At 43.8% G+C, this 17,530-nt stretch carries 15 protein-coding genes and 1 pseudogene; 9 read left to right on the forward strand and 7 right to left on the reverse strand.

Annotation, left to right across the window (positions count from 1 at the left end; genetic code table 11):
- The first annotated feature begins 349 nt into the window (after positions 1–349).
- Positions 350–1,432: a site-2 protease family protein gene (locus L1D11_RS09705; protein ID WP_239833219.1), complete on the forward strand. Its 1,083-nt coding sequence runs from the start codon at positions 350–352 to the stop codon at positions 1,430–1,432.
- A gap of 130 nt (positions 1,433–1,562) precedes the next feature.
- Here the strand turns inward: L1D11_RS09705 and L1D11_RS09710 are convergent, their stop codons facing one another.
- A complete protein-coding gene (locus tag L1D11_RS09710; RefSeq protein WP_239833220.1) occupies positions 1,563–2,351 on the reverse strand; it encodes a M48 family metallopeptidase in 789 nt (262 codons plus the stop codon).
- A gap of 154 nt (positions 2,352–2,505) precedes the next feature.
- Here L1D11_RS09710 and L1D11_RS09715 point away from each other — a divergent pair, with 154 nt between their 5' ends.
- The 5 genes and pseudogenes from L1D11_RS09715 (at position 2,506) to L1D11_RS09735 (ending at position 6,308) form a co-directional block, all read left to right on the forward strand.
- Positions 2,506–2,931, forward strand: a complete 426-nt coding sequence (locus L1D11_RS09715; protein WP_239833221.1) for a hotdog fold thioesterase — start codon at positions 2,506–2,508, stop codon at positions 2,929–2,931.
- 77 nt (positions 2,932–3,008) lie between these two features.
- Positions 3,009–3,242, forward strand: coding sequence for a DUF3389 domain-containing protein (locus L1D11_RS09720; protein WP_239833222.1), 234 nt, complete (start codon positions 3,009–3,011; stop codon positions 3,240–3,242).
- Between the two features lie 162 nt (positions 3,243–3,404).
- Positions 3,405–5,096 (forward strand): SgrR family transcriptional regulator, encoded by a 1,692-nt coding sequence (locus L1D11_RS09725; RefSeq protein ID WP_239833223.1) that lies wholly within the window; start codon positions 3,405–3,407, stop codon positions 5,094–5,096.
- Positions 5,097–5,132: 36 nt separating this feature from the next.
- Positions 5,133–6,037, forward strand: a pseudogene (locus L1D11_RS09730) (DMT family transporter).
- A 19-nt stretch (positions 6,038–6,056) separates the two neighbouring features.
- The gene (locus tag L1D11_RS09735) at positions 6,057–6,308 is read left to right on the forward strand and encodes a hypothetical protein (protein WP_004738029.1); all 252 of its coding nucleotides are present in this window, start codon (positions 6,057–6,059) and stop codon (positions 6,306–6,308) included.
- A 92-nt stretch (positions 6,309–6,400) separates the two neighbouring features.
- Here L1D11_RS09735 and L1D11_RS09740 read toward each other — a convergent pair whose 3' ends face one another.
- Positions 6,401–7,006, reverse strand: coding sequence for a DUF2238 domain-containing protein (locus tag L1D11_RS09740; RefSeq protein ID WP_239833236.1), 606 nt, complete (start codon positions 7,004–7,006; stop codon positions 6,401–6,403).
- A 199-nt stretch (positions 7,007–7,205) separates the two neighbouring features.
- Between L1D11_RS09740 and L1D11_RS09745 the strand changes: the two genes are divergently transcribed.
- Both L1D11_RS09745 and L1D11_RS09750 read left to right on the forward strand, forming a co-directional pair.
- On the forward strand, positions 7,206–8,045 hold the full coding sequence (locus tag L1D11_RS09745; protein ID WP_239833224.1) for a 2OG-Fe(II) oxygenase family protein: 840 nt from the start codon (positions 7,206–7,208) through the stop codon (positions 8,043–8,045).
- A gap of 163 nt (positions 8,046–8,208) precedes the next feature.
- Positions 8,209–8,844 carry a DNA-J related domain-containing protein gene (locus L1D11_RS09750; protein WP_239833225.1) on the forward strand — a complete coding sequence of 212 codons (636 nt, stop codon included), beginning with the start codon at positions 8,209–8,211 and terminating at the stop codon, positions 8,842–8,844.
- Positions 8,845–8,923: 79 nt separating this feature from the next.
- Here the strand turns inward: L1D11_RS09750 and mrdA are convergent, their stop codons facing one another.
- The 5 genes from mrdA to L1D11_RS09775 all read right to left on the reverse strand — a co-directional run bounded on the left by mrdA (position 8,924) and on the right by L1D11_RS09775 (position 16,856).
- Positions 8,924–10,822, reverse strand: a complete 1,899-nt coding sequence (gene mrdA, locus L1D11_RS09755; RefSeq protein WP_239833226.1) for a penicillin-binding protein 2 — start codon at positions 10,820–10,822, stop codon at positions 8,924–8,926.
- Between the two features lie 266 nt (positions 10,823–11,088).
- Complete coding sequence (locus L1D11_RS09760) at positions 11,089–12,744, reverse strand: ABC-ATPase domain-containing protein (RefSeq protein WP_239833227.1); 1,656 nt, start codon at positions 12,742–12,744, stop codon at positions 11,089–11,091.
- 120 nt (positions 12,745–12,864) lie between these two features.
- Entirely contained in the window at positions 12,865–14,772 is a 1,908-nt protein-coding gene (locus tag L1D11_RS09765) for a GGDEF and EAL domain-containing protein (RefSeq protein WP_239833228.1), read from the reverse strand.
- Between the two features lie 179 nt (positions 14,773–14,951).
- Positions 14,952–16,151 (reverse strand): enoyl-ACP reductase FabV, encoded by a 1,200-nt coding sequence (gene fabV, locus L1D11_RS09770; RefSeq protein WP_239833229.1) that lies wholly within the window; start codon positions 16,149–16,151, stop codon positions 14,952–14,954.
- 81 nt (positions 16,152–16,232) lie between these two features.
- Entirely contained in the window at positions 16,233–16,856 is a 624-nt protein-coding gene (locus tag L1D11_RS09775) for an arylesterase (protein ID WP_239833230.1), read from the reverse strand.
- Here L1D11_RS09775 and L1D11_RS09780 point away from each other — a divergent pair.
- Positions 16,855–17,529 (forward strand): ABC transporter ATP-binding protein, encoded by a 675-nt coding sequence (locus tag L1D11_RS09780; protein ID WP_239833231.1) that lies wholly within the window; start codon positions 16,855–16,857, stop codon positions 17,527–17,529. The two genes, L1D11_RS09775 and L1D11_RS09780, sit on opposite strands and share 2 nt — an antisense overlap.
- The last annotated feature ends 1 nt before the right edge of the window (position 17,530 follow it).

Here is a 17,530-nt window from a genome sequence, read left to right on the forward strand (position 1 = left end):
TCCTAGGGCATCAAATTTCATTATTCTTGTTTGAAAACACACTGAGCATTTTTAGCGTTGAAGCTCTAATGTTAACAATATGTTAGGTTGGTGTTTCATATAAAGTCAAAGAAAGAGTTGCTATTTTGTGAACTTATATTTTTGAGGGGCGGCACTTTAACATCAATATTATATATACAATCAATGATTTATTTGTGGTTGGAGGTGTGACCAGAGCATTTATGCACCGCTGCAGTATAAATAGTGTTCAATAGCTCAATATGTAACGATTTTGTTTCTGTTTACCGACATTCCCTAAATCGGCATAATATCGGCTCATTTTGATGGTCATTTAATTGGAATTTATAGTTTGGAATTACTCGCGATAGAGTTTCTTGGTAAACCGCTTCGTTTAGAAGGATCGATGACAGGGTGGCAGCAGCTATTTTGGGACAACACATTAGTGTCTCAATTAGATGCGACTTCGGAAGATGTTGATGTGCGAACACACACATTTATGCTTCGGTCTGGCGAAGAAACGTTGCAGTGTCACGTCGAATCTACGGTTCAGTGGCAACCTTTTGAGATGGCTTATAAGGCGCTGGTTAACGGACAAGTCATCACCGAAGGAAGCCGTAATACTAAAGACATCGAACAGCAAACTCCGGTTGTCGCGCCTAAACCGGAAAAGCGTTTTAGCCTGATTGGGTTAGTATCGCTTGGAATGAAAGCGCTTAAGAGTGCTAAGTTGATTAAAGTGGTGCTTGCATCTGCAAGTTTAGCGGCATATTCGTGGCTATTTTCTATCCAGTTCGCTCTCGCTTTGATCGCTTGCTTGATGTTCCATGAATATGGTCATATCAGAGCCATGAAATACTTCGGTATGAAAACGAAAGGTATTTATCTTATCCCGTTCCTTGGTGGCTTAGCACTCTCCGATGAAAAGATTAATACACGATGGCAAGATGTGGTTATCTCAATCATGGGGCCTTTGTTTGGACTGATATTGTCGCTTGTATTTACCGTTTTGTATTGGGTGACAGGCGAGATGTTCTTTGCTGGCCTTGCGGTATTTAATGCCTTACTAAACTTGTTCAACTTGCTGCCAATTTTGCCTCTCGATGGTGGTCATGTTCTAAAAAGTATCAGCTTTTCAATGAACAGCGTGCTCGGTATCGTTCTGTGTGTCGCAGCGGCTGTAGGCGGCGTTATTCTAAGTTATCAGTTGAATCTAACGCTGTTTGGCTTCTTATTGATTATGGGTAGTGTTGAAATCGTGTTTGAATGGAGAGGGCGCCACCATAGCCATTTATTACCACTAGATAGATATGGACAAGTTGTTTCTTTCCTTTGGTACGTAGGTCTAGTGTCTAGTTTGATCGGCGTTATATGGTATTTCGCTTCTACTGGCGACCAGCTATTAAGCCTGCCGTTACAGATCCTTGGTACTTAATACTTTCGCTATAGAGTAAAGATCAGTACGAAAATCTAGCTAAACTAAAAACGCCCTAACCAATTGGATAGGGCGTTTTCGTATCGTGTGTTAGTCGAGCTCTGCTATAAAAGTTCTCTTCGCATTGATACTAGGCTTTGCAGTTTGGCCTTGCGACGTTTGATTTTGGCAATGTCGTTATCTTGGTCTGTAGATCTTTGATTCGAGTACTGTGAGAAGGGTGTGTCGATAGTAATTCTGGTGGTTGGCTTCCGCCAGATGCTTTCGCCATGTTCTGCCATAAGTTGACACTCTGCCTTGGGTCGAAGCCGGCTTGTGCCATGTATTCTAAACCTACAATATCGGCCTCAGACTCTTGTGTACGACCATAGGGTAAAATCACGCCGTATTGGACACCTAAACCTAACGCCGCCATGGTTACACCTTGATATTGCTTGTATTCAGATGAACCCAAAGCAACACTCGTAATCGATAAACCTGTATTGGCGATCTGTGATTGGGACAAACGTTCATTACTGTGATCAGCTAAAACGTGGGCGACTTCGTGTCCTATAACGGTCGCTAGTTGATCTTGATTTACAGCTACGTTAAGTAGCCCAGTGTATACACCGATTTTACCACCAGGTAAGGCAAACGCGTTGACTTGGTCACTATCAAAAACAACCACTTCCCATTCGCTGAAACCTTGCTTAGGGATATGTTGAGTAATGCTATTCGCTACACATTGTACATAAGCGTTGGTCTTTGCATCTTTACTGATAGGTTGCTCTTTCTTCATCTGTTCGAAAGATTGCGCACCAAGCTGAGACATATCTTTGTCTGAAAAGAGCAGCAATTGATTTCTTCCCGTTGGGGAAGCGCTGCACGCGGTTAAGCCTGCGAGTGTGAGAAGCGAGGCAAACTTCATCCATGACATCATACAATATCCTCTGTGTATTCGGTTTTTATGCATGTTAACATCAACTGCGTAATGGCTAATAGCTATAAGATAACTTACTAGATGTAAGACACGAACAGACACCAATAGCGAAATCTGCTCAAGCGATAACGATATCAATAATTAAGGACCCTGAATGACCATTTGGAAAAAGCCTGTTGACCTAGATACCTTCAACGCAACCTCACAGAATACCTTAATTGAGCACCTCAACATTGTTTATATCGAAGTAAACGACAATTCATTAGTGGCGACGATGCCAGTTTGTCACTTCACTCACCAACCACTTGGTATGCTTCACGGTGGCGCTTCAGTTGTGCTTGCAGAAACGCTAGGCTCATTAGCAGCAAATTTTTGTGTGCCAGAAGGCTACTATTGTGTCGGACTCGATATCAACGCGAATCATGTAAGGTCGATGCGTGAAGGGCATGTAATCGGTACCGCTGAGCCTATTCACCTTGGCGTATCAACACAAGTATGGCAGATAAACATCACTGACGAGCGTCAACGCTTAGTTTGCACAAGTCGTCTAACCATTGCGGTAAAAAAACACAAGCGATAACTCGCCAGACTGGTAGGCCCATCGTGACCACTGGTTTGAACTCCATCATCCAATCATAATCCTAGTATGAGAAATCCATGGTCATAACCTTTAAAAGTGGAAAAGTCATTGCAACAGCCCATGAGCTCGTTGTGCGTTTAGATGGTGAACATAGAGTCACGCTACAAGCACAGGTTGATTCCATTCAACTAATCGGAAAAGGGGCAAATGTCATCTCCGCAAATGGCTCTGAGTGTAAGTGGTCAATAAAACTCGATGATGAGCAACAACTTCGAGACATTGCCAATGAAATTGGCTGTGATGTCATGTAACTCTAGAGCGTCTAAGCACTTTTGGTGCTTGTCACCTCTCTATGTTTGAGTAGGCCTGCCTAAATTCGATAATTCTGTGTAAAAACATTATCAGTTAGATTGATTTTCGCTAATAAAATGAGGAAACTGAATTTAATATCCCTTGATTAAGTTTTCCTCTTTATGAGTAGCCCAAGACTTCGCGTTCAATTCGAAACCCTATTTGAATACTTCGATGGTAAAGACTCTGATGTTCAGCTTGATGACATAACAGATGTGCTCTGTTGTACCCGTCGAAATGCTAGAATGGTTCTCAACAAACTCGAAGAAGAGGGCTGGGTAGAGTGGCTACCTGCAGCTGGTCGAGGTAAGTTGTCCCAACTCATCTTCAAGCAGAACCGTTGTGACGTTAGCGAAAACTTGGCAAGGCGCTATTTAGAAGAAGGTAAGATTGGACAGGCATTGTCTGTTCTTGATCAAAATGCCGCGAAGCTGACTCAAGTCATCCAAAACTACTTGGGAGTTCAGTACCAAGAGGGTGAACAGGTTATCCGTTTGCCTTATTATCGTCCTCTCTCCATGCTTAACCCGACTAAGTCGATGCGTCGCTCCGAGCAACATATCGCCTGCCAAGTATTCAGTGGTTTGACTCGCTTGGATGAAAATGACCAGTTACAGCCTGACCTTGCACACTCTTGGCAAAAAATCAGTGACTATCAATGGCGGTTTTTCTTGAGGCCAGGGGTTCGCTTCCATAACGGCGAACCACTTATGACAAATCATGTTGTTGATACGCTGCTAGCCCTTGAGCCACTCAACATGTTCTCTCATATCAAAGACGTATCATCTCCAGCCAATTGCGTGGTTGATGTCTTTCTAACGCGCCCAGATAAATACTTCCCACTTGCGCTCACAGAATCTGTCGCAAAAGTAACGTTGCCGATGATTTTGCGAGGAGAGGACTACGATATTCGTCCTATTGGTACTGGGCCGTATCGCATTGAGAAGAATGACGAAAAACAACTCGTATTAACCGCTTTCAATGGATACTTTGGGTTTAGGCCTCTGATCGATCGTGTAGAAGTTTGGGTTGTAGATGAAGCCTATTCATCGATGGTTTATCCGAGCCTTTCGAAACCAGTGATGGCTGATCGCGGTGATAGTGATGAGGTAGAACTTGACCCGGGATGTACCTATCTACTGCTCAATAGAAAGAAAGGCATTGCGAAGGACCCAGCATGGGCTGAGTTTTTGTCTAACGCTCTAAATGCTGCCGACCTGTTTGTGCATATCCCCAAAGAGACAGTAATTGATTTGGGCGTATTACATGCTTACGGCATTAAACCAGGTTGGTACGATATCAAGTTAAAAGTCCCAGTATGTCCACCAGCCGATACTAAGCCTTCGATAAAATTAGCATATCAATGCCAGCACCCTATGTTTCCTACGCTTGCCAAGGCCATTGTTACGGTACTCAAGCAATATAACGTCGATGTTGAGCTTTATGGCTATGAAACCGATCCTCCTCATGCGGATGACGTGGACATTTGGATAAACCCTATGGGTATTGCCAATAACAGGGACGATGCGTTGGCATGCTGGCTTATGGATTACAGTTTTCTTGATGAATCGAGCCCGGCAGAAGACTTTGATCAATGGTGCCATATGATCGATCGCTGGCGCTCTGGTGAATTTGAACAATTCCCAGCAAGGCAGCTTGGTAAGCAACTGGTACAAAGCAACCAATTGATTCCTATGTTTCACTGTTGGTTAGGCGTAAACAAAGACCAGTGTGGTACCTTACAAAACGCGAAGTGTAATGCGCTTGGTTGGTTCGATTTTAGCCAAGTTTGGGTTAAACCAGACGTTGATTAATCAGCGGATAGCGTCAGCAAGGGCAAGGGAATAATAATGCAAACCGTCTTAGTGACATTTATTACGCTGGTGGGCTTTGCTGCAAATTCTGTGCTATGTCGATGGGCATTGATGGATCAAACGATCGATCCTTTGAGTTTTCCGTAATACGCATTTTATCTGGCGCGTTTACTCTATTGATTTTGCTAGGTATCGCGTCCCAGAATAGCAATAACACAGCTGAACCTAATCCCACATCGCTGTTTTCTAAGCTCAAATCTCAATTCAGTCTAGTCTCCATAGTGTCATTGATCGTTTATATGTTCGGGTTCTCGTTTGCATATTTAGAACTGGGAGCAGGGCTAGGAGCGTTAGTACTGTTTGTTGCGGTGCAATTTACCATGATCGCGGCTCATCTTATCTCCGGTAATAAGATGTCCTTGATTGAGTGGGCAGGCTGTTTGCTCTCTGTATCAGGGCTTGTCTATTTGCTAATGCCGACCAGATCAACCAGCACACCAGATTTTGTTTCAATTGCGCTAATGTCATTGGCAGGTATCGGATGGGGTATTTATACCTTGGCCGGCAAGCGATCTTCAAATGCTCTGCTGTCAACAACGGCTAACTTTGGGTTCTGTTCTTTGATTGTCTTGGTGTTTGTATCACCGTGGCTCGTAGTACCAAGTTCAGCTCTTGATATTTCAATGTCTGAACAAGGAATCATTTATGCGGTTTTGTCTGGCTCTGTCGCTTCAGCGGTGGGTTACAGTTTGTGGTACTACGTAGTAAAAAAGCTCAATACTGTTGTGGCATCCATCGCACAGCTTTCGGTTCCGGTTATTGCAACGCTCGGTGGCGTACTGTTGCTCTCGGAGCCTGTCACCATGCAATTTGTTATTTCATCAACCATCATATTAGGCGGCATAAGCTTAGTGCTTGTAGCGCCTAAACTTAAACAATAAGAATCAACACGTTACCTTTATGGCGAAACCAAACAAGAAGCAACCTACGAAAACCGTTCAAATATTTTGCGCGAAATGCAAAACACAGTTATTCAAATATCGAAAAGGCGGAAAGGGTGCGCTCGTAAAATGTTTTAAGGAAAGGATTGTTGAAGACTTTACGACAGAGCCCTGCATTTGCCCTGAATGTGGAATTGAGTTTGCTCGAGATACCTTAGTACGAGGCACACCCGCATTTAAGTTCGTGGGTGGTAAGGTCACGATGAAATAGCCTTGAAGCTAAAACACAAAAATGCCACAACGTGTAGCACGTGTGGCATTTGAAAGTAAGTCTTGAACAAGCTGAGTTAACGAAATGCTTGGCTACACTTTGGTACGTCCTTGAAGCTTGAGAAGCAGCAGTGAGACGATAGCTCCGGTCGTATCACATAGCATGTCTTTTTGCGCATCCCAAATATCACCTTGTGACCCAAGGAAAGCGATACCTTCATCACCACCTGCGATTTCAGCATACCACCACTCAATAATTTCATAGCCTGCCGCAACACTCATGATGGCAAACAGTGCAAAGAAGCACGCAATCACGGGCTGAGTCAGCTTCTTCCGAATAAGATACTCAGAGAGTGGGTAGGCATAAAGTCCAATAGAGAAGTGTGCGACTCTATCAAAATTGTTGCGCTCAGAGCCAATTAACTGATTAAACCAATTGAACGGTACTTCTGCAAAAGTGTACTTAGCGCCAATCGTGTGCAGTGCCAACCAAATGAACATCAAAACATAAGCCGTTTTTGAAAACGTTAATTTTGTCGATAACCACCATATCCCGACAAGAATCAATAGGGCGGGTAAGATTTCTGCAATCCAAACCGCTCTTGAAGACGGCGCAAACGCTGAGAATAGAAAAACAACGAGATACAACGCAGTGAGCGAGAGTAGAGGTCTATTTTGAGCAAGTGGCGTAATTGTCATCATCAGATCCTATATAAGTTTTATGTATAGTTACACAATAATGAACACTGTTCAATTGGGTTTTAATTACCAAAATTGTTGAAAAGTAGCGTTATCGCCCAGTATCTAGACAAACGGTTGCGAGAGTTTCACTAAAGTTTGATTTACAACAAGGCGATCCATAAAATCTCCGTATCACTACATAACAAGAAAGAAAGTCATGAAACTGGAAACTGTCGATTATCTTGCTGACGACGCAGCAGAACAATTTGTTCGCTCTTTACGTGAAACTGGATTTGGCGTACTGAAAAACCACCCAATCCCGAAAGAGCTTGTTGAGTCAATTTACGAGAACTGGTACCAATTCTTTATCTCTGAGGAGAAAGCGAACTTCCACTTCAATGTTGAAACACAAGATGGATATTTTCCACCTTCAGTGTCTGAAGTTGCAAAGGGCCACACGGTAAAAGACATTAAAGAATACTTCCACGTGTACCCTTGGGGTCAAATTCCTGAGCAGCTTAAAGAGCAAATTCTAGATTACTATCAACGCGCTAATGCTTTTGCTCAAGAGCTATTAGGTTGGGTTGAAGCGCACGCACCTCAAGAAGTACAAGAAAAGTTCTCTATCGCTCTATCAGAAATGATCAACGGCAGCGAACAAACTCTGCTTCGCGTACTTCACTACCCACCAATGCAAGGTGATGAAGAACCTGGTGCTATCCGCGCTGCAGCACACGAAGACATTAACCTTCTTACTGTGCTACCTGCAGCGAACGAGCCAGGCCTACAAGTTAAATCTCAAAACAACGAGTGGCTTGATGTACCTTGTGACTTCGGCAACATGATCATCAACATTGGTGATATGCTGCAAGAAGCATCTGGTGGCTACTTCCCATCAACGACTCACCGTGTAATTAACCCAACTGGCGCACGCCAAGAAAAATCACGCATCTCACTGCCTCTTTTCCTGCACCCTAAACCAGAAGTGGTGCTATCTGAAAAGTACACAGCAAATGAATACCTAATGGAGCGCTTAAGAGAGCTAGGCGTTATCTAATTAGTAAGACTTCATACTCTAAAGGCCAGCAATATGCTGGCCTTTTTGTTGTTTGAACAATTAACTAATTGAAATTTATTCAGTTTGAAACTCGACAAATCGCGGCAGATCGCTTTCAATTAATAATACACACAAATGCATATGGTAACGGGCCCAATTAATTATGTTAGACAACCCAGAATCATCGAGCCACCAAGACATAAGTCGTCATTTTTATGCTCATATGGAAAACCCGTTACTCTGGCCAATAATGGAAGTCCTCAAACAAAAGCCAAGTGGGTGGAAGGTGCATACCTTGGCCGCACATCTTAATGAACTCGGTTTCGTTCCCGTGTTAGACCCAGTTCCAGAGAAGGAATTATTCAAGAAGAACTTCTTAATCATGAACGCGCTCTACCAACTACAAGAGACACTCTACCCAGATAATTGGCTTCAAGTTCAGGCGATGGACATAGAACTAATGTGCGGCCGATATCATGGAAGCACACACGCTATTGACCACCAAGACCCGTTGCGTGAGTACTATATTGACTGGTTGAACTATGAGGCGGAAGAGGGTGAAGTTAAAAGGCTATTGAATGAGTTTTGGACTCGATATAAAAAGTATGTCGGTAGTGTCGAAACAGACATGGATCGAAGTCGAGCATTGAGTCTGTTTGAATTACCGCTCGACGCTTCACCGGAAGAAATACGTAAACAATGGAGAAGACTAGCGCTTCGATGGCATCCAGATAGAGATGAAGGTAACACGGCTCAGTTTCAAAGATTGTGCGAAGCGTGGCACGTCTTGCGAAGCTAAATTGCGCCGCTGGATGTGTTGTGGTTTATGAACAACAAAGCCCCACTTTAAACGAGTGGGGCTTCGTACATTTGGTCAGTTATGAGTGATCTTTACTCACACCGCTTTTGTGTTCGAATGCATAATCAAGCACTTTGCGGATGTAAGGCGCACCGACCTTAGAGCCACCATTACCATGCTCAATAACGACAGTGGCAACATAATCTGGATGTTCATAAGGCGCAAAGGCGGTGTAGAGCGCATGGTCTAGTAGATGCCTTTCGAGCTTTTTAGAGTTATACACCTGATCTTTTGCCAAGCCGAATACTTGCGATGTGCCCGACTTACCACCACTTGTGTACTTGGTTCCTTTAAACGCTCTTCTACCACTGCCACGGCTGCCATGGTTCACTAGTCGCATCGCATTAATCGACACATCCCAGATCTTGTCTGGAACTTCGTCAATAGATGGCATTTGCTTTGATTCGACTAGCTGTTGCGTGTCAAAGTCTTCACCGTGACCCAATGTTGCACGCAATATATGGGGTGGCATGACCTTACCGTGATTGACTAACACAGAGGTTGCTTTCGCAAGTTGCAGCGGGGTCGAAGTCCAGTACCCTTGTCCAATGCCGATCGGTACCGTGTCGCCTTGATACCAAGGTGTGCGGTAGCGCATCATCTTCCAATCTCGAGTCGGCATGTTGGCGTTACTTTCTTCGTATATGTCGATGCCCGATGGCTTACCAAAACCAAAACGGTTCATCCACGTACTGATCCGATCGATACCGAGGTCAAATGCCACTTGATAGAAAAATGAATCCACCGACTCTTCGATCGCTTGTGTCACATCAACCGAACCATGTCCCCAACGCTTCCAGTCACGCCACGCTTTGGAGTTAGACTTAGAACCCGGGATACGCCAAACACCGTGATCATTGCGAATGGTATTTTCTGAAATTACATGCTCTTCCAAGCCTGCAACAGCCATGAACGGCTTAACAGTAGAAGCAGGCGGATAAACACCTAGCGTTGCTCTGTTTACCAATGGATGGGCTGGGTCATTGAGTAATGTTTGGTAATTCTTACTAGAAATGCCATCAACGAAAAGGTTAGGGTCGTAACTCGGGCTTGATGCCATTGCCAAAACACTGTTGTCTTTCGGGTCTAGAATAACCGCGCTACCAGTGCGATGGTCAAGCTGCTCAAACGCATACTTTTGCAGATCAAGATCAATGTTGAGCACTATGTCTTTCCCGGCTACTGGTGGAACATATTTTATGGTTCTGACAATACGGCCTCGGCTATTTACCTCAACCTCTTGATAGCCTTTTTGACCGTGAAGTATATCTTCGTAGTATCGCTCTACACCAAGTTTACCGATGATAGTTGTCGCTTGATAATTCGCTTCTTTTCCTTGTTCTTCCAGTTTTATTAAGTCGTTGTCATTGATGTGTGCAACGTAGCCTAATACATGGGTCAGTACTTCACCGTTGGGGTAGAAGCGCTTTAAGCTGGTATCGATTGTCAGTCCCGGAAACTGGTATTGGTGAACAGAAAATTTTGCGATCTCTTTTTCCGTCAGGTTCTCTAATATCGTAACGGATTTAAAGCGGCGGGTATTGCGATAGCGCTTTTTAAAACGCGTAATTTGCTCTTTACTCAGCGGGATGTACTCGTTGAGCTTGATCAGCATCTCATCCACATCTTTTGTTTGCTCAGGGATCATGGTGAGTGAAAACACCAGTTTGTTTTCAGCCAGTAAAACACCGTTTCTGTCGTAAATTAGCCCTCGCGTAGGGGCGATCGGGAGCACTTTAATTCGGTTCCCGTCAGCGCGGGTTTGGTAGCTATCAAAGTTTTGAACTTGGAGTCGGTATAGGTTACCGATTAAGACGAGAGTGAAAAGCAGAATACCTATGAATGCGACAATAACACGGTTTCTAAACAGGTTTACTTCACATTTATGATCACGCATTTTTACGCGTTTGTGGTACATCAAATCTTAGCCTGTTATATTTAGTTACACTTGTTTAGGCGGACTTTACCATAGCTTCGTAAAAACAATGTCATGTTTTATGAGCTTCTCAAAGATAACCTGAGTTATATAAATTATGGGGAAGGAAGCGTTGAGCGATAACCAGCTTATTTATCGTGCACAAAATTCGTTACTTAACATTTGTGGTTCGATAGAGTGGTTTCAAGACGAGTAGAAATACAAACGGCCCCCATTTGTGGGAGCCGTTATTTGTTATTGAATAGAACTTAGTTCGAACGCTTAAACTGAGATTTACGCATACGGTTAAGAGCCGCCATCACATCCAACGTTCTTGGTTTCGCTAAATCACCATAATTAGGCATGTTTTGGTGCCAATCGTTACCTAAAATCGCATTAAACTCTTTTGCTGGGCTATTCGACCAGCCTGGTGTTTGTGCAAACTGGAACCACGCCCAACCAATCGCGTTGACTTCAGAAGTTGATTCAAGTTGCTCTAGTGCAGACAGGTCAGCGAACTCTTTACCAAAACGCAGAGACTCTTTGCCTTTAGCACTTACTCGGAACTTACCATCAGTAAGAATGTTCATCAGTGATGCACGGTTCAGTGAACGAGGAACAAACATCTCCAATGGCGTTTCACACTCGTTAGTACGCTGAGTAGGGTGCTGGGCAATAACGTCTTTTGCTTTATCTGTAACATCTACTGCTTGGTAATCATGCATTTGAAGCACAGTGTCTGCTACGTCAAGGTAATCACCAGAACCGCCCATAACGACGATGGTAGAGATTTCCATTTCATCACGTAGCTGGCCAATACGGTCAACAAGAGGAGTAATTGGCTCATCACCTTTTGAAACCAATGCCTGCATACGCTCATCACGGATCATGAAGTTGGTCGCTGATGTATCTTCATCAATCAATAACGTTTGAACACCGGCTTCAATCGACTCTTGTAGCCAAGCCGCTTGAGAGGTAGAGCCCGAAGCGTCTTGCGTACTGAAATCAGACGTATCTTTCTTCATTGGAAGATGATTAATGTAGTTTGACAGATTTAAGCTGTGCACACATCGGCCATCTTCAGCGCGAATCTTCATGGTATCAATGGCAGTCACGATGCCTTCACGACCATCACCAGGAATATGATTGTAGATAGAACGCTCAACCGCATTCAATAGTGTCGATTTACCGTGGAAGCCGCCACCAACGATCAATGTAATCCCTTTAGGAATGCCCAAGCCTGTTACGTCGCCTTGGTTTGGCGTATTTAACGTAACGCTCAGTGATTCTGGTGCTGTGAAAGGAACCGCATCTTTCATTGGAAGGTCACAGTTACCCGCGATACGTGGTAATACACTGCCATTTGCAGCAAATGCCGCTAGGTTGTGCTCATCTAGCTGTGCACGTAGCGCTTCTTGGTCTTCGATCGTTTCACAGTGCTTAATCATTGCATCGATGTTCAGTTCACGCTCTAGCGTTGCACGGCGGATAAACTTCGGCAGGTAGAAGGTGATGATATTGTTCGCTTTCTTCGCAAGAATGCTACGGCCATCAGCAGGTAGGTTAATACGGAAACGAATTTCGATACCGTGCTCAGTAAACACGACGGCAGTGCTATCGAGTACTGTTTGACCCGTTAATGCAATAGAAACGGTCGCTTCTTGTTTTGCGAACTCAGCAAAGCTACGTGCAATAAAGTCACGAGCCGCTACTTGGTATTCATAAGACTTTTCTTTCAGCCAATCTAACCCTGTTAAGGACCACGCGCGCGTTGCACGAAAACGAGAAGCTGAAGCGTATGGGTCACCTTGAATGTGGTCGATGTGTAATTCGAAATCAGCAAAGTCGTATTGACCTTTAATTTGTTGATATGCACGGTAGTTTTGTTTTTCGAGCTTTTTAAGCTTTGCAGTCAACTGATCCATAACGAGGAATGCCTATATAAAGGGGAAGATAAAAACAGAAAGGCGGCGATTATAAAAATCACCACCTATAGAGTAAAGAGAAACTAGGCCTAAATCCAAAACTAACTGTGCTTTTCTACTTTAAGCGTAACGAGTTGTACCTAAATAGTTTTGATTGACTAAGCTGTGCTCAAATTCTTGGCTTGGCATCGGCCTGCCATAAAGGTAACCCTGGCCAACGTCACAGCCCTCATCAATAATAAATTGCTCCTGAACTTCTGATTCAATCCCTTCAATCATAACTTTCATATCCAGCTTTTTCGCTATCTGGACGATGGAACGGACAATCTCAGAATCTTCACTCGAGTCGAGCACCTGGTCGATGAAACTCTTATCAATCTTTATTGCATCAAATGGGAACTTCTTGAGGTAACTGAATGACGCGTAGCCGGTACCGAAATCATCTAGTGACAATGTAACGCCTATGTCATGTAGTGACTCAAGCGTGTTCTTTGCCACCACTTCATCTGCAATTAATCCGCTCTCTGTCACTTCGAGCTCTAAGAAGTGAGGTTCAAGGTGGTAGGTTTCTAGTAAATGGACGACTTGCTCAGCAAAGTGCGCGTTCTTGAGCTGCACCGCAGACACATTAATCGCCATCTTAAAATCTTCAACGTATTGTGACCACTCTTTGGCTTTCTCAATCGCATTGTGTAGCACGAAGCTACCGACTTCGAAAATCAAGCCGTTCTGCTCAGCCATGTGAATTAACGTTTCGTTAGAAATGTCGCCTAAAACAGGGTGTCGCCAACGAAGTAGAGCTTCGGCACCCACCCAGCGGTGAGTTAATGGGCACACTTTGGGTTGGAAATAGAGCATCAAATCATCGTTACGTACCGCTTGCAGCAAATAACCTTCGATCTTGTTGATATGGCTTTGCTCGTCAGCATGAGACTGAGAGTAATAGGCAAACTTTTGTCCGGAATCTTTACATGCGAGCATAGCTTCAGAAGACTTCTGGAGAATACTCTCGGCGTCATCTTCGCTATTAGTTGTCGCAATGCCGATAAACGCGTGCAGGTGAACTTTATCCTTATCAAGGTCAAATTCGGAGTGACCAACCTTTACCAGTGTTTGACAGAGCTCTTCGAGACGATGGTGCAAATCCTTAACGCTGAACGCCAACACCAAGTCAATAGAAGTAGGGCGTGCTGTTAATACGTCGATATCAGAAATGCTGTCGATACGTTTTCGGTACTCCACCAAAACTTTGTCTAACGCGTTGTAGCCGTATCGCGCTTGTATACGCCTGCCATTAGTAAAACCAATATGAATGACGGCGAACGAACAATCAGTGAGTCTACGTTGTGATGATAGTTTGTGATTAAGACGCGACTCAAACGCATTGCGGTTCAAGAAGCCGGTCCCGAGGTCGTGATTCTTTTGAAAATTGATTTTTTGTTCAGCCGCTTTGCGCTTATCAATTTCTTGATTCAAAGAATAATTCAGACTGGCGAGATCTTTAGTTCGTGTATATACACGATTTTTTAGGTCGCGATTCATTTGAGCTAACTTTGCATGTTGGAAGAGAGTTTTAAGCTGAGATTCTATGGAGGTACGAAAGCTCTCAAGTAGTTTGATATAAGTGGGCGTATAGTGATTTTCCTTAGAATCTAAGATGCAAATGGTTCCGAAAACCTCGCCATTTGGCCAAAGAAGGGGAATGCCACAATAAGAGACCAAGCCCAGTTCAATGTCGGGGTTATTTTCCCATGATGGATCTTTGAGCGCATTCGGTACGAGTAGGCGTTGTTGCGATTCCATTACTGTTTCACAATAAAGGCCATTGCCTAACTTTTCTGAGTCACCTTTATTGTAAGGGTTTTTCTTGCTATCACTGGTGGAGAAGACTTCAATGTAGTTGGAGTGAACACGCATAATTAGCGCAGCTGGCACTTGAGTAATTTGAGCTAAGAGATCGACAATATTTTGCCAACCGTGCTCCATATCGTCTGGGATATCTAAATCGAGTGTTTTTATTTTCTTCATATGACTCCGAGTCAATTATGCTTTATGCATCAACACATCCTGTGTTAATTATGATGAACCAAATAAAACTGTGAATCCTACATTAATTAAGTATAAGAAATGTTGCACAAAAAAACCTCGGCAATTTTGCAGAGGTTTTCAAATGTGAATATAGGTCTCAGTAATGAGATAAATTTCGACTAAGGCTTTAATTTTATAAAGTCTTCACTATTCAGCTTCTTAGTGTAATCGACCGATGGTTGTGCAAAGCCGTTTAGCTGCAAGAATTCATCTTTAAATCCTTGGTAATCTCCCAAGGTTTGGAAGTTATTTTCATCCATATTATTAAGCAATTCTGTCACATGAGCTTGTGTCTCTGGATCTAGTTCCCAGTCGTCCATTCGTATCAATCGCTCACCATCAAGCGGTACTTTAGTTTGACCGTACAGCTTAGTGCTAAACAGGCGCTGCATTTGTTCGATGCAGCCTTCATGCGTCTGTTTCTCTTTCATCACTTTGTACAACGCCAGCAAGTAGGGGCTGAAGCCTGGGATGAATACACTTGCTTTGGTAACCAACGCCTTACATACGGTCGCATAAGCGTTGCCGTCAAAGTTAGCTAATTCAAGGTTAAGCGCATGACTGGTTTGATGAAGATCGATTTTTGCACGACCTAGTGTACCATCGAGATAGATAGGGTGTGTGACTTCAGGGCCAACGTAAGAAAAGGCCATAGTTTTACAACCAGGTGCGATAGATTCGGCATTGATGAGTTCATCTATCCAGCTTTCCCAGTCTTCGCCGCCCATGACTTTGAGAGTACTGTGTTCTTCCTCAGCAGTTGCGGCTTCAAGGGTGTTAGTAACCCAGCTATCATTTTCAAGCGAGATGGTCGCGCCAGTAACGCTTTCGCCAATAGGTTTGATAGCAGAATGCCAAAAATCATCAGAATCAGGTTTAGGGCGAAGGCCAGCAGCCAAGCTATAAATAACGAGATCAACTTCACCTTCGAAGTAAGTTTCTATCGCTTCAACAACTTGAGCACGTGTTTCTTTAGAGAAGGCATCACCAACGATATTAATGGCTGTACGCTGTTCGCGTTCCGCTTGTTTTTTGAAGTAGATGTTGTTGTACCAACCAGCACTGCCAAGGGATTTCTCGTTGGGACCACGTTCAAATGAGACGCCAATGGTGTCGGCTTGTGCACCGCCAAAGGTTAGGGCGATACGAGCAGCAAGGCCGAAGCCTGAGGAAGCGCCGATGATTAAGACTCGTTTTGGGCCATCTTTGATTTGCGGCGCACTCTTTACGAATTTAATTTGTTGCTTAACGGCTTCTTTACAGCCAAGAGGGTGAGCGCTTTTGGCTACCACACCCTTGATAACAGGTTCGATCAGCATAAATAACCTTACAGTTAACAGTGATATGTACTCAGGCTAACGTAAAGCTGTGTAAAATTTATTGAGCTAGACCATTAAAACTTAAAGATACTGATATAATTCTTCGGCGACAAATTCAGCAATCCAAGGTTGAGCTTCTGGTTTTGGGTGTAGTCCATCGTTCATCATCCACTCAGGTTTTAAAATGATGTGCTCTAGGAAAAACGGCAGTAGCGGCACATTTTGTTGATCAGCCAACGCTGCAAATACGTATTCAAACTGTTGGTTATAACGCTTGCCGTAATTAGGCGGAATTTTAATTTGCATCATGATTGGTTTGGCACCAGCGGCTTTAACTTGTTTGATGATTTGGTCCAAGTTTGAAGACATCAGCTTAGGTGGGAAACCTCGAAGACCGTCGTTCGCACCCAGTTCGATGAGAACCGTATCTGGAGCATGGTCTTCAAGCAGTTGTGGCAAACGAGCTAAACCGTTACCCGTTGTATCACCAGAAATGCTGCCATTGACCACGATCACCGCTTTGGCGTGTTTCGCTAAAGCATCTGGTAACAAACTTGGCCAACTCTGTTTGATATCCATGTTGTAGCCAGCACTCAAGCTATCGCCAAGTATGAGTAACTTAGACTCTTGGTTTGGCGCTGAGTCTTGAGCAAGAGAAGCGGTAGAAAATAATACAAAGAACAAAAAGGAAATTAGTCGAGTCATGCATACATCCATCATTAAAGCAGAAGCTGTTTCCAAGACAGTGTCTACTAATCAAGAACAATTAACAATCCTAGAGCATGTCGATATTGATATTCGTGAAGGTGAAACAGTCGCGATTGTCGGCACGTCCGGAGCCGGTAAATCGACCTTGATGACATTACTTGCAGGGCTTGATGTTCCTACAAAAGGCGAAATTCATCTGCTAGGGCAACCGCTATCACAGCTTGATGATGAAGCGAGAGCGAAAATCCGAAGCGAATCGGTTGGGTTTGTTTTTCAGAGCTTTCTTTTGATCCCTAGCTTGTCTGCACTGCAAAACGTAACGCTTCCATGTTTGCTGAAAGGCGAAGATGAAGACATAGAACGCGCAACAGCCTTACTCGAATCGGTTGGCCTAAAAGACAGACTCGATCACTTGCCATCTCAACTATCGGGCGGTGAGCAACAACGTGTGGCTTTAGCTCGTGCATTTATGATTAAGCCAAAGATCCTGTTTGCTGATGAACCAACGGGGAACTTAGACCAACAAACCGCGGCCAAAATCGTCGAGCTACTATTCGAGCTGAACTCTTCTCACGGCACCACACTGGTATTGGTGACACATGATCCTAAGCTAGCACAACGCTGCCAACGAACGCTTAAGATGCATGTCGGACAGATTGAGGAAGTCTAAA

Origin of the sequence: Vibrio sp. Isolate32 (assembly GCF_022397955.1) — a bacterium.
Lineage (GTDB): Bacteria > Pseudomonadota > Gammaproteobacteria > Enterobacterales > Vibrionaceae > Vibrio.